The sequence below is a fragment of the Hydrococcus rivularis NIES-593 genome (assembly GCF_001904635.1).
Taxonomy (GTDB): Bacteria; Cyanobacteriota; Cyanobacteriia; order Cyanobacteriales; family Microcystaceae; genus Hydrococcus; species Hydrococcus rivularis.
The window spans coordinates 1-12882 of the sequence record NZ_MRCB01000056.1; the positions used below are offsets into that span (position 1 = coordinate 1).

Annotated in this window: 11 protein-coding genes and 1 pseudogene; 2 read left to right on the plus strand and 10 right to left on the minus strand. The window is 44.7% G+C overall.

Going from position 1 to position 12882, the window contains the following annotated elements; all coding sequences use genetic code 11:
* Window positions 1–40: 40 nt before the first annotated feature.
* A complete protein-coding gene (gene psbA, locus NIES593_RS22650) occupies window positions 41–1123 on the plus strand; it encodes a photosystem II q(b) protein (RefSeq protein ID WP_073601739.1) in 1083 nt (360 codons plus the stop codon).
* 103 nt (window positions 1124–1226) lie between these two features.
* On the opposite strand, the gene NIES593_RS22655 is transcribed toward psbA, so the two are convergent.
* From NIES593_RS22655 to NIES593_RS22695, 10 genes are all read right to left on the minus strand, one after another.
* The gene (locus NIES593_RS22655; RefSeq protein ID WP_073601740.1) at window positions 1227–1796 is read right to left on the minus strand and encodes a DUF4340 domain-containing protein; all 570 of its coding nucleotides are present in this window, start codon (window positions 1794–1796) and stop codon (window positions 1227–1229) included.
* A gap of 39 nt (window positions 1797–1835) precedes the next feature.
* Window positions 1836–3509, minus strand: coding sequence for a GldG family protein (locus NIES593_RS22660; protein ID WP_073601745.1), 1674 nt, complete (start codon window positions 3507–3509; stop codon window positions 1836–1838).
* A gap of 24 nt (window positions 3510–3533) precedes the next feature.
* Window positions 3534–4316, minus strand: coding sequence for an ABC transporter permease (locus NIES593_RS22665; RefSeq protein WP_073601741.1), 783 nt, complete (start codon window positions 4314–4316; stop codon window positions 3534–3536).
* A 10-nt stretch (window positions 4317–4326) separates the two neighbouring features.
* The gene (locus NIES593_RS22670; protein WP_073601742.1) at window positions 4327–5316 is read right to left on the minus strand and encodes an ABC transporter ATP-binding protein; all 990 of its coding nucleotides are present in this window, start codon (window positions 5314–5316) and stop codon (window positions 4327–4329) included.
* A gap of 225 nt (window positions 5317–5541) precedes the next feature.
* Window positions 5542–6177, minus strand: coding sequence for a FeoA family protein (locus NIES593_RS22675; protein WP_073601743.1), 636 nt, complete (start codon window positions 6175–6177; stop codon window positions 5542–5544).
* Window positions 6178–6188: 11 nt separating this feature from the next.
* Window positions 6189–7733 (minus strand): iron uptake porin, encoded by a 1545-nt coding sequence (locus tag NIES593_RS22680; RefSeq protein WP_425432560.1) that lies wholly within the window; start codon window positions 7731–7733, stop codon window positions 6189–6191.
* 102 nt (window positions 7734–7835) lie between these two features.
* The gene (locus NIES593_RS25380; protein WP_217652013.1) at window positions 7836–8672 is read right to left on the minus strand and encodes a di-heme oxidoredictase family protein; all 837 of its coding nucleotides are present in this window, start codon (window positions 8670–8672) and stop codon (window positions 7836–7838) included.
* Window positions 8629–9234 carry a di-heme oxidoredictase family protein gene (locus NIES593_RS25385; protein WP_217652014.1) on the minus strand — a complete coding sequence of 202 codons (606 nt, stop codon included), beginning with the start codon at window positions 9232–9234 and terminating at the stop codon, window positions 8629–8631. The genes NIES593_RS25380 and NIES593_RS25385 overlap by 44 nt, the downstream gene beginning before the upstream one ends.
* A gap of 15 nt (window positions 9235–9249) precedes the next feature.
* On the minus strand, window positions 9250–10410 hold the full coding sequence (locus NIES593_RS22690; RefSeq protein ID WP_083602523.1) for an imelysin family protein: 1161 nt from the start codon (window positions 10408–10410) through the stop codon (window positions 9250–9252).
* Window positions 10411–10494: 84 nt separating this feature from the next.
* Window positions 10495–11541: a Fe(3+) ABC transporter substrate-binding protein gene (locus tag NIES593_RS22695; RefSeq protein ID WP_073601744.1), complete on the minus strand. Its 1047-nt coding sequence runs from the start codon at window positions 11539–11541 to the stop codon at window positions 10495–10497.
* 226 nt (window positions 11542–11767) lie between these two features.
* Between NIES593_RS22695 and NIES593_RS22700 the strand changes: the two are divergent.
* A pseudogene (locus NIES593_RS22700) lies at window positions 11768–12882 on the plus strand (RNA-guided endonuclease InsQ/TnpB family protein); the annotation flags it as partial.

The following is a 12882-nucleotide window of genomic DNA, read 5'->3' on the forward strand; positions in this document are numbered from 1 at the left end:
TCATAAAGAACCTTGAAAAAGGAATAGGAATCATAGGCAAATGACAACAACCTTACAGCAGCGCGAAAGCGCTTCCTTGTGGGAGCAGTTTTGCCAGTGGGTCACCAGCACCAACAACCGCATCTACATCGGTTGGTTCGGCGTCATCATGATCCCAACCCTACTAACTGCAACCGCGTGCTTCATCATCGCCTTCATCGCCGCTCCCCCGGTAGACATCGATGGCATCCGCGAACCCGTAGCGGGTTCTCTGCTTTATGGCAACAACATCATCTCCGGTGCAGTTGTGCCTTCTTCGAACGCCATCGGCTTGCACTTCTATCCAATTTGGGAAGCCGCCTCTCTCGACGAGTGGCTCTACAACGGCGGTCCCTACCAGCTAGTGATCTTCCACTTCCTGATTGGATGTGCCTGCTACCTGGGTCGTCAGTGGGAACTGTCCTACCGCTTGGGAATGCGTCCTTGGATCTGCGTAGCCTACAGCGCCCCTCTAGCCTCAGCTACCGCAGTCTTCCTGATCTACCCCATCGGACAAGGCTCCTTCTCTGACGGCATGCCATTGGGAATCTCTGGCACCTTCAACTTCATGTTCGTCTTCCAAGCCGAGCACAACATCCTGATGCACCCCTTCCACATGTTGGGAGTCGCTGGTGTCTTCGGAGGGTCTCTGTTCTCTGCCATGCACGGCAGCTTGGTCACTTCTAGCTTAGTGCGCGAGACCACCGAAACCGAGTCTCAGAACTACGGCTACAAGTTCGGACAAGAAGAAGAAACCTACAACATCGTAGCAGCGCACGGCTACTTCGGACGCTTGATCTTCCAATATGCGTCATTCAACAACAGCCGCGCCCTACACTTCTTCTTAGGTGCTTGGCCAGTGATTGGCATCTGGTTCACCGCGATGGGAATTTCCACCATGGCGTTCAACCTCAACGGTTTCAACTTCAACCAGTCGATTCTCGATTCTCAAGGTCGGGTCATCAACACCTGGGCTGACGTGTTGAACCGTGCTAACTTAGGGTTTGAGGTGATGCACGAGCGCAACGCGCACAACTTCCCCTTAGACTTAGCTAGCGGCGAGATGGCTCCTGTAGCTCTAAGTGCCCCTGCTATTAATGGCTAAGGCTCTGAGTCTAGTTAATTAATATAAAAAAGCGTCTCCTGGAGGAGGCGCTTTTTTGTTNTTAATGAGTTTAATCGTTTAATTCGATTAAATATTGAAATCATTATTTTTTCTGTTCTTGTTGTTTCCATTCGGTTAAATCTCTGTCTATGGCAAATTGATAATCTTTGGAAACTAAAATGACTTTTAATTCTTGGTCAGATCGATCGCAAGGATCGACTTGAGCATATAAAGATTGCCCTTCAAAATCAGTATTGCCTAAAATTAACTGATGTTTTTTTCCATTTTTTAACTGAATGTCGATCTTTGCCGAAGGTTTATCTAAACCATATTCTTTAATTTGTTCGGAAGAAATAGGAATCGCGCGATCGCTTTTTCCTTTCACCAGCAAATTTAATAAAAAAGCAATGGATGCATCGTTAGCAGGAACATCTTCTGGTTGCTTCATTTGCCAAGGACGATTTTCTATGCCAGTGCGTTCAAATTTGAGCGTTTCTTTGTTAGTTTCAATCGTCAATGTTTGAATATCTTCTTCTTGAAAATCAAAAATCTTTGGCTTATTTGATTGAGCATCTTCGCTTTGATATTGTCTCTGTATCTCATTAAAATAGACAACTCCCCCCAAAAGCACAGCAATAGTTACTAACACCCAAGTCGTTTTCTGTAACTTCATAACGTAGCAATCTGTATTTTGCTTTTTCTTTTTTTCTTTTTATCGTCGTCGCCACCAAGTAACGCCAGCAAGAATTAAACCCAATAACGGCATAATTACTAAAGACATCAATTCGATCGTTCCAGATTGAAAAGGTGTAAGATTAATCCGTCGATTCTTCGGTTCTTTGGGACGAATGGAAAGTGACTGTTCGTCGTCGCCAGCTAACCATTGTACTGAGTTGAGGAAGATATCCCCATTAAGTATTCTGGGATCTTGAAACAAACTGTCGGTTGCAAAAGCTGAATTACCTATAACAACCATTCTCGATTCAGTTTTTTTCGGTTTAATATTGTTTCCTTCTCGATCTACTGGCGATGGAGAAGGAATAGATTCTGTTGTATTTTGAGTTTTTTGAGAGGGTGATTTAGTAGAAGAAGAATTAGAAGTTTTGCTCGTACTCTCAGGCAACTTGCGGGTGAGTGCGATTCCTAAATCGAAAGGTCCTGGAATATCTTGAGTGGCATCGAACTTGATTTGTTCTGATTTTAAATCGCTTTCTGCCCACATTCGATCGTTGGTTATTAGAAGTGCGACTGCTGTCACGCCTTCTACTTTTACTGTACCGATAGGTCGAGCAAAGGGAAAGAGAGAATATTCATTGTTAAAATCTCTTGTAATGGGATGTTTTCCGTAGTTGGTTATTATGGGAGTTGCGGGACCATAACCGATGCGTTCTCCCGTACCGGAAGCATCGATAATTGCTCGTTGGTCTAGTTGAATTCCCCATTCTTTTAGCAGAGATTCTAAACCTAAATTTGTATTCGGATCGATCGCTAAAAATATACTTCCGCCTCGATCTGAATAATCTTTTAATGCTTTAACTTCTGGTTCAAAAAATTTTCGTTTTGCACCAGCAATAACGATCGCGCTAGCATTTTCTGGAATTATCGATCGCTCTATTAGATTGAGAGGTTTAACTTTATATCCTTTCTCCTCTAAGGTACTAACTGCTAGAGAAAGTCCATTTCCGTCTTCTGAAGTAGTTAGTGAATATTCTCCATGTCCTTGCAAAAAGTAAATTGTTTGAATTCGATCGCGCTGAATTTTTTCGATTGCATTGGTTAACTTGATTTCTGAGAGAGGTTCTTTTTGTTGATAGTTAATGAGTTTTTGTACTAACTGTTTTTTATCTTTATATTCTATAAAAACATCTCCTAAAGATTTGACCTTAAATTGTTCTGCTAATCCTGGTTTGAGATCTGGATCGACAAATTCAAAAGCAAAGTTTGAACTATAGCGGCGATAATTTTCTAACAATTCTCTGTCGATTTGACTGGAGTCTTTATTAAACACCCAAACTTTTAGTGGCTCTCTTAAATTCTTAACAATTTCTTGAGACTGAGGAGAGAGAGTCAAGAGCTGATTTTCTGTAAAATCGATTCGATTTGAGTAACGAATCGCCAAAAAATTTACCATACCTAAAATCGCTATTAAAGATAGCGTTGCTACGATCGCATTAGTACTTATTTGCGTTGAGCGCCGCTTCCAAAATCCTTGTGCTGTGACGAAAATAAACCCCAACCAAATAACGAGAATAATAATACCAGCAACTAGCAACCCGACATAGAGAGGCGACCAAACTTGAGTAATTAATCCTGCAACTAACCCCGCGATCGCTAGTATTATTCCTGGAATAAATAAATATTGAAAAAACCTCCAAAACTTAATCATAATCGCTTGATTTTTATTCAAACTCTAAGACCGTTGTAAACGCAAAGCTTCAATCGATTGTGCTGTCAGAAATATTCCCAAAAAAATATAGCTAGCAAACAGAACTATACTACTGGTATCGAGAATTCCTGTAGTAAAGTTATTGTAACTATCGAACAAAGACAAATGCGATAGAGCTTCTCCAAAAACGCCTCCAATTCTTGGGGCGATAGTATCTAAAATCCAAAGGAATAATACCAAAACAAAAGTAAGAATATAGGCAAGAATAGAACTCTCTGTTAGAGAAGAAATAAACATTCCCAGTGAAAGAATTGCCGTAGCGAGTATAATAATTCCTGCATTGGCTAAGAGGACGACTTGAGGCGGCATTGGGGGAGTAGCTGCACTAAAAAGAATCGCTTGATAAATCCATATCGGTACCATCATTACTGTAAAAAACGTCACAACTCCAAAGAGTTTCCCGACTGCTACCACCCAGTTAGTAATCGGTGAAGTTGCCAATAATTCTAACGTTCCTCGTTTGCGTTCCTCTGCATAAAGTCCCATTGAAAGTGCAGGCAATAAGACTAATAATAGCGAGATTGCTACTCCTAAAAAACCGCCGAGAAACTCATAGGCAACATCGCGAGGAACCGTAATTCCATTTTGTTCTTGAGTTGCAAGATCTAGGGTAATGTTATATAAAACGAGTGTCAAAAAAATCCCAGAAATTAGCCAAAAAACAGCAGCAACTATATAAGCAAAAGGAGAAGCAAAATAACCTTGTAGTTCTTTGCGAAAGATGGCGATTAGGTTAGCAATAATCATTGTTTATTGGTTATTGGTTATCTGATTCTATTTCTTGAGAAGGGACGACGGATTCTTCTGTAATGAGATTTAAGAAAACATCTTCCAGTGTAGGACGAGTGCGTCGCATTTCATACAATCCCAATCCTTGACTCACAATTAAATTAGCAATTTCTCGACCTGGTTCTGCATTAGGTTGGCAGGTAATCCGAACGATCGCGCGATCGCGATTTTCTGAGCGATCGATCGCTATTCTAGATACGCCAGGAAGAGTCTCAAGTAGCGGTTGCGCACCAGTCGCATCTCCCTCGACTTCCAGTTCGTATCCGGCACTCTCGCTAAGCTGCGACATGAGATTGTCGGGAGTATCGGTAGCGACGACTTTGCCGCGATTGATAATAGCGACGCGATCGCAGGTCATGCTCACTTCTGGCAGAATATGAGTAGAAAGAATTATCGTGTGCTGACCTGCCAAACTTTTAATCAGATTGCGCACCTCGATGATTTGTTTGGGATCTAGACCGACCGTTGGCTCGTCTAAGATAATAACGGGCGGATCGTGAACGATGGCTTGCGCGATGCCAACTCGCTGCTTATAACCTTTAGAAAGCTTGCGGATCGCAACTTTACGCTTTTCTTTCAACTGACAGCGTTCTATGGCAAAATTAACTTTTGAAGCGCGATCGCCCGCACTAACCCCTTTAATCCGAGCGACAAAGGTTAAAAACCCCTCTACCGTCATATCGGGATACAGCGGCGGATTTTCCGGTAAATAGCCAATGCGTCGTCGTACCTCCATCGACTGTTCGTGGACATCATATCCCGCAATTTTTGCCGTTCCCGTGGTAGCGGGGATGTATCCCGACAAAATCCGCATCGTCGTAGTTTTTCCCGCACCGTTAGGACCGAGAAAACCCAGAATTTCTCCCGTTGCAACCGAGAAATCCACATCTTGGATAGCAGCAGTCGAACCGTAAATTTTACTTAAATGTTCGACATAGATGCTAGAGTCATTATCCATATTATTCTCAACTCAAAGCGCTGCAAGCTAACGTCTATTAATGTGTCTAGATCTTAGTTATTCTACCTTTCTACAAACAAAAAACGCGGGAACCCATTTTTCCCCACTTATCACTTAAATCGAATCCGGCTGCATTGTAAAATTGTCAGGGCGGGTTTAGTCTAGTGCTTCCAGATTTACATGCAAGCTTTTTGCCAAACCCGCCCTTACGGTAACTGGTTACTGTTAAAAAGGATCATCCTCAATTGCTTCAACGCAAAGGGCATCTGCTTCTGGTTTGTGTAAATCGAGGAGACTTCCTCCCACCTCAATTTGTAGCGGATACCCCAAGAAAGCGCGACGAATCGCAGTAAATTCCGTTCCCGGAGATAACCCCATCGATAACAGTTTGCCCATATAACCGCGAAAAGCTCGATCGTAGCCCACAACGCGACCTCTCGTTCCCACGGGCAAATCTTGCAGATAGGTAATATTAGCTGCTTTAGTCGTCTTGTCTTTTAAAATAATCGGTCTATTTGTTACTAAGATAGTATTAGCAATACATGCTCCCAAGCCAATGCGATTGTCACCACAGGCAACGATCGCGCAACCTCTAGCAGTATGGCTAATAACTTGCAGTTGGGTTCCTGGAACTAATCCGAGACTGGCAAGATAAGGATTGTCGCTATTGCTACTCAAGCTGACTATCCAAACGCGATCGCCAACATGAGCGCTGCATAAGGGAAAAGATTGGATCGCCTCTAACTCTCCTTCAGAAAAATTAGCACCAACTTCGGTTCTCCGATCCCCTTGATGCCAGGTGTGGTAAGTTCCCCCAATAAAAGCAAATCTCCACCCCAAACGTTTTCGACTATCCTTCATCCCTCATCTTTCTAGAATGTAAAAGTAGTGCGGATCGTGCCGATGACTAGCGGTGAGTTATCGTCGTTGTAGTCTGGTGCGGTGATAACGATAACACCAGGGGTAATTTTGATGTTGTCTGTCAGCGCGTATTCATAGAAAGCTTCTATATGTAGGGAAGTATCTTCGTCTTCAATCTCAATCTCTGATTCTAGATCGGAATTGGTTACCCAAGGCTGCATCCCCACAATAATGCCACCAGTGCTGCCTTCTTTAAATAAATCGGGGAAAGCAAGCGTGACTGCCCAATTCCAAATATCTAAACTGCCGTCAGAAATGAGTTCGCCATCGAGGATTTCCGATCGCGTGTATCCGCCCCAACCTCCTAAAACAAAGCGATCGCTTATCCGCCAACTAAATCCTAGCGCGCCAGAATAATTCTGAGTTTCGACAGATTCTCCCAATAACTCTTCAGTGAAGGATTGAAAGTTAGAGAGACGACTGCCCGTTCCCGTATCGAGGTTGTTATAACCATAAACGAAGGTCGCGGCTACCCCAAAATTCTCCTCGATATTGTATCCTGCCTGAGCAATAATGGCATAGGGTCCGTTAAACAAACCTGCTCCTTCTGAAGGATCGCTGCCCTCAAAAGCTAAATAGCCTGCGCTGAATTCAAAACTTCCAAAAATGCCTTGGATTCCAATTCCCGATCCGTCTCCTTGATAATAGATGGGGTTGCGAGTTCCGAAGGCTGATAGCGCGCCGCCGCCGCCATCGCCATCGAGGAAGTTATTTGTATTGGTAAAGTCATCAAAAGCACCGCCTGCCGCCTCTAACCAGACATTTATCCCCTCGGCGATCGGGAAACTATAGTAGAGTACTTCTACTGCCAGATCGTTATCGTCGGGTTGCGAGAAAGCAAGACTTGCCTCAAAAGTTCCCGCTTCTTCCGATAAGTCGGCGATATTACCCGTTGCCAGTCGGGTATAGAGTAAGTCTTCTCCGGTGAAGCTGGTATTTAATTCCAAGCGCGTCCGGTGCCCGAAGGCTGGCACCCGATCCACTTCTTCTGTGCCATCTCTTTCTCCAGCAAACAAGCTATAAAAGCCCATGACGACTTCTCCCGTCAGCTTAGTCGTGGTGGAGAATTGATGGTCTTCTAGGAAAGCTGCTCGTCGTTCTAAATTATCGACTCGTCCGCCCAGGGCAGCTAATTCGGCTTCAAATTCTTGGGAAAGTTGCTTAAGCTTATCGACATCTTCTTTGAGAACGGCGGCGTTTTCTTGAATCAATCGCTCTATGGTATTCATACAAGCGTTTAAACCTGCGGCAAATTCCCAACGGGTTAACGCTCTATTACCTCGATATGTCTGGTCGGGATAGCCAACGATACAACCATAGCGTTCTACTAGACTCCGCAGCGCTTCATATGCCCATTCGGTGGGAACCACGTCTTTTAATTCTTGGACGCTGGTAATTTGCTCCATCGAACCGCCCGATTCCAGCTCGTAGTCATTAAGTTGCCCTAAAAACTCGCTCTCAGCCTCTGGAGAAGCCTGAGCATTGGAAACAGCCATCAATGAGGTCCCCAAAATAGCCATGCTCGCAGCCAGCAGGTTCTGAAGTAATTTCGTCATTTTGTCCTCACACTTTTTTAAAAATGATTATCATTAATATAATTACAACGAATTCAAGAACCTTACAAGAGCGGCGCGATCGCGCTTTGACATCTTCGCGAACGCTTCTTTAGAGGCTTGAGCTTCTCCGCCGTGCCAGAGAATTGCTTCCTCTAATGTGCGGGCGCGACCATCGTGGAGATAGCCCGAATAGGGCAACACCGTCTGAGTCAGACCGATGCCCCACAAAGCTGGGGTGCGCCATTCCGTTCCGGTGGCTTTGAAATCGGGTCGGTTATCGGCTAATCCTTCTCCCATATCGTGCAGTAGCAAGTCGGTATAGGGATGGATGGTTTGATTTGCCAGTGCCTTAACTTTGTATTTTCCCGTCCGTAGTTCTGGAACGTGGCAAGCACTGCAATTTGCTTGAGCAAATAGTTTCTCCCCTCGCTTGACTTGGGAATCGTCGAGCAGAGTACGGGCGGGAACGCCCAATGTTTGCACGTAAAAAGCGGCATTTTCTAAAGTCTGGCGATCGATATCCGTTTCGCCATTACCTTCTCGAAAGAGGGGATTGGTGATGCCCATATCGTTGACATAAGCTGCCGCCGTTTGCTGGAGAAGATTGGGCGTATTTGCCTTCCACCCGAAGCGACCCAAGGCTGTTGACTTGGCAGAAACATCCCAAACTTCGTTAGGGCGACCGGAGATGCCATCTTGGTTCTGGTCTTCTGGATCGGCTAAATTGCGAATCATCTCTTCGGGAACGGCTTCTAGTAACCCCAGACCGAAGACTGGAGGAGGAATGCGTAAAGAGGTCAGCACCTCTTTGGTTAAGGGTTGACCGTTGGGCAGACTAAATATTAGCTTTGGGCGATCGCAATTTATAGGAATTCCCATCGCTATATTTGCCCTCTGTTTCTTGCCACTGGATACTTACCTTGGCCTCTGGAATTTGCCCAAAGATGCTACTGTCTTGAATCTGATTTCCCAGTCCGGGAACGGGAGGCGTATTCTCGATTTCCACCAAGCCTTCAGAGTGGAATTTAGAGGGATCGGCAGGAGATTTAAACGTTTGTACGTTATTGCTGCTGACTCGTACCAAAAGTTGACCCTTCTCTGCCAGTCCGCGACCATCCCGAAGGTGACACCCCCCACAAGAGGCGTTGTTGAAAAAGGGTCCTAAACCCGGATTAACTTCCGCAGGTGCGGTGACGAAGACAGCATCAAAGGCAAGATCTCCTTTTCTATGCCGTTCCATCTCCTCTTTAGTCAGACCTACTGCTGGTTGTTCGTAGGCACTAGAGCTGCGATTGAAAACCGTCGCCTCCCCTGCTGCTAGCGGGATTGTCTCTCGGTGCAATAGCTTGGAGAGAATGATCCCCGCTATCGCCGCCACGATTAATAGCGCCAGGAGGATTAACGGTTTTCTAGGTTGCCATTGAAGTAAAGATATGCTCATTGCAGTTACCAGTAGTTAGTTTCCCTTAACGAGCGGTAAAACTTTCTGCTCCATCGTTGCATGAAGGGTAAGAATGGCTTTTTGAGCCGCTTCCATCTTGGTTAAAGCCGCTGCATCGCTCATCTTTGGCTCTACGGGATTGGGGATGGCATCGAGAGCTGCCAGGGCTGCTTGAATCTCGCTTTTCACCTGTTCGTCAAGTTTTGGGTCGGTTTGAGCGACTAGGTTGCTGAGGCTTTTGCCACTACTGGCACTCGACTCAGTTGCTTTGCCCAGGTAAGCATTTTCGACGCTGCGGATATTGTTTTTAAAGTCGTCTAGGGAACTGTGGCTAAAGCGACTTTCCAGATTTTTAGTCGTTTTTTCTTTAAGCGGTTCTCCAATCTTCTCGTTGGCGACCTCATCCAAACAGCCGATCGCGCCTTGGACTATCTCTTCTAGGGCAGCATTGACTGTAGGATAGGTGGTGTTGCTGCTATCTCCTGCCGTTGCCAAGACTTGACTGTAAGCTGGATTGCCTCCTACTCCTTCTTTCCAACTCTTGGTTAGATTTTGGGCGGTTTGGTTGAAAGCATCTGCCAGAAGTTTCAGAAATTGTAAATCCCGTTTGGAGAGATCTTGGGCTTTTCTATCGTTGTTCGAGCCAAAGAGTAAATATTCGATCGTATGGAAGCCTTTCTGAGTGGTTTGCAATTGCGCGATCGCGTCGGGAGTCAATTCAGCTTTGCTCACTAGAACGGCTTTGACGTCGGTTTCGTTGACGGGCCAGTCGTCTAAGTCCCCATCATAGCCGAGAGAAGCTGCTGGACCAAAGGCAAAGGCTTCGCTCTGTTCCCAAGGAACGCGAGCCTCTCTCCAAGCCTCCTGGGCTGCTTTTAGGGTTGCGTCGCTAGGGTTGACGACGTATGCATTCACGGTTTTGGAGAGTTCTCCAGCTTTTGCAACTAAATTTTGATAAGTTGGAACGACGACATGGTTGGCAAAATCGCTGACGACAACCTCCCGAACCCCTTCCGCTTGCGTTTCTGTTGTCGCCGCCGGAGGATTGCTATCGGAAGTTCGATCGGCTTGAGTCGATGGGTTACTGCTGCAACCAGTGCCTAGAGTCGCTAAACTAAGCAAAATAGCTGTCAAGCAAGACAGTTGTTTCTGACTTAATCTTTTTTTATGGTTCATGGTCTCTCTCTTGTTGGTATACATGGCTAATAGAAAGGGATCGAGCAACGCTTTCCGTTTTCCAGAATTTAGCCTTGAGATTTTTTACTTCCAGCCAGCACGAGCCATCACTTCTACAGCTTTAGCAAGATTGGGACCGTAGGAGGCGATATCGGTTAAATCCGGCTTGAAAGAACCCAAGCTAGCCAGAACTGGATCTAGGGATAAGCCTTCAACGGCAGGATATTCGTAGTTATCTTTGGTTAAGAAGACTTGAGCTGTATCGCTTGTGAGAAACTCTAAAAATTGAATGGCTTCTTCTCGATTGCGAGAGGTTTTCACTAAGCCCGCACCGCTTAGGTTGACGTGCGCTCCGCGATCTTGCTGGTTGGGGAAAAATACGCCAACTTTTTTGAAGACTTCTTGCTTGGCTGGATCTTTGGATTTGGCAAAGCGGACGAAATAGTAGGTGTTTGCCAGCGTCAGGTCAGCTACCCCAGAGGCAACGGCTTCAATGCGGTTCATGTCATTTCCTTGAGGCGGTTGCGCAAAGTTAGCGACAATTCCCCGACACCATTTTTCGGTTTCTTGTTCGCCATGCGCTACAATCATTGAGGCGACTAAAGATTGATTGTAGGTATTGCTGGCGGGGCGAACGACAATCCTACCTTTCCATTTAGGATCGGCAAGAGCCTCATAAGTAGAAAGTTCTGAGGGCTTGACTCGCTCTTTGTTGTACATGATGACCCGCGCTCGCTTGGCGAAACCAAACCAGTAACCTTCAGGGTGTCGCATGTACTTGGGAATTCTCTGTTCGATAACTGAAGAGGTAATAGGTGCAAAGATTCCCGCTTCTTCGGCACGCCAGAGACGAGCGACATCGACAGTGACGAAAACATCTGCCGGACCGCTAGCTCCCTCGCTTTTAATCCGCTCTAGCAGTTGATCGGCTTCCCCTTCGACAACATTTACCTCGATTCCCGTTTGTTTGGTAAAGTCGTCATACAACTGAGTATCCGTATTGTAGTGACGGGATGAATAGAGGTTGATTTGTTTGGTTCTATTAGTGCAACTTGTTGTCAGTTGGCTAGCAGCGACTGCGATCGCGGCTGTGCTAGTTCCTAAAAAGACCCGCCGGGAAATTTTGTTCACGTTTTTTTAGCCTTCTCCTTGATTCGCTTCGATGAATGCTCGTGCGGATAGCCGATCGCTTCCGCCTCAGGTATTGTACTACTATTGCTAATTATTTCTAATAACTTTCAAAAAATTTTAGGAATCTTTGTAAGGTGCGCGTGCGACCCGTCGTTTTACGGCAGGTCGGTCGCATCCGCTTTTTTGTGCTATGCTTTTACCACAAACCACGGTTTGCCTGAAAACCTTGTATAAAGCAATCAAAGTCAGAATTTACCCAACTTCAGAGCAATCCCAAAAACTAAGTCAAATCATGGGTGCGGCTCGTTGGTGGTGGAATTATGCTTTAAATTTATGCAATGAGACATATAAAGAAACAGGAAAAGGCTTGACTCAAATAGCTCTTAATAAAGTTCTAAGGGAGCTAAAAAAAATCAGAGGATACTGCATGGTTAGGAGAATGTTATTCTCAAGTTTTGCAATCAACTACTTTAAACCTAACTAAAGCTTTCAAAAACTTTTTTGAGAAAAGAGCAAAGTACCCACGTTTCAAATCCTATCATGGTAAACAATCAGCGCAATATCCTCAAAACTGTCAGGTAATTGATGGTGGAATCAAAGTCCTACAAGTTGGTGTAGTAAAAGCTTCTATTCATCGATTATTTGAGGGAGATTTGAAAACCGTTACTCTTACTAAAACACCGACAGGAAAATACTATGCTTCGTTGTTATTTGATACCAAGCAAGAACCCCCTAAAGTTGTTGTAACGGGCAAGGTAATTGGAATTAATTTAGGAGTAAAAGATTTTGCTATTACTCACGACGGTAGCAAAACATCCAAATACAACAACCCTAGACATATAAAAAAATATAAAAAAAACTTAGCTAGAAAACAGCTCTTACTAGCTCGTAAAAAGAAGGAAAGTAAGTCAAGAGATAAAGCCAAAAAATTAGTTGCTAGAGTTCACGAACGCATTAGCAATGCCCGTCAAGACTTTCTACATAAATTATCGAGAAAAATCGTCGATGATAATCAGGTAGTAGTCGTTGAAAATCTAAATATCAAGGGTATGGTTAATCTGAGAAGTCTAGCCAAAGCTATATCTGATGTCAGTTGGGGAATGTTTGTCAATTTTCTAGACTATAAGCTCAAAGATAAGGGTGGTTTATTGTTAGAAATTGATAGGTTTTTTCCTATTTCTAAAACCTGCTCTGAGTGTCTTTATCAGATGGTTGAGATGCCATTGGAGATAAGAGAATGGACTTGTTCTAATTGTGGCACACATCATGATAGAGATGAGAACGCAGCCAAAAAGTGCGATTCGTTCAGTCTAAACCGAAGAATCGGGGGACGACTGGCTC

What these genes read in the sequence shown, in the direction of transcription:
- NIES593_RS22675 (WP_073601743.1), bottom strand. Translation starts at nt 6,177, where the DNA reads ATGAAGGATAGTCGAAAACGTTTGGGGTGGAGATTTGCTTTTATTGGG.
- NIES593_RS22665 (WP_073601741.1), bottom strand. Translation starts at nt 4,316, where the DNA reads ATGATTATTGCTAACCTAATCGCCATCTTTCGCAAAGAACTACAAGGT.
- NIES593_RS25380 (WP_217652013.1), bottom strand. Translation starts at nt 8,672, where the DNA reads ATGGGAATTCCTATAAATTGCGATCGCCCAAAGCTAATATTTAGTCTG.
- NIES593_RS22690 (WP_083602523.1), bottom strand. Translation starts at nt 10,410, where the DNA reads ATGAACCATAAAAAAAGATTAAGTCAGAAACAACTGTCTTGCTTGACA.
- NIES593_RS22680 (WP_425432560.1), bottom strand. Translation starts at nt 7,733, where the DNA reads ATGGCTGTTTCCAATGCTCAGGCTTCTCCAGAGGCTGAGAGCGAGTTT.
- psbA (WP_073601739.1), top strand. Translation starts at nt 41, where the DNA reads ATGACAACAACCTTACAGCAGCGCGAAAGCGCTTCCTTGTGGGAGCAG.
- NIES593_RS22655 (WP_073601740.1), bottom strand. Translation starts at nt 1,796, where the DNA reads ATGAAGTTACAGAAAACGACTTGGGTGTTAGTAACTATTGCTGTGCTT.
- NIES593_RS22660 (WP_073601745.1), bottom strand. Translation starts at nt 3,509, where the DNA reads ATGATTAAGTTTTGGAGGTTTTTTCAATATTTATTTATTCCAGGAATA.
- NIES593_RS25385 (WP_217652014.1), bottom strand. Translation starts at nt 9,234, where the DNA reads ATGAGCATATCTTTACTTCAATGGCAACCTAGAAAACCGTTAATCCTC.
- NIES593_RS22670 (WP_073601742.1), bottom strand. Translation starts at nt 5,316, where the DNA reads ATGGATAATGACTCTAGCATCTATGTCGAACATTTAAGTAAAATTTAC.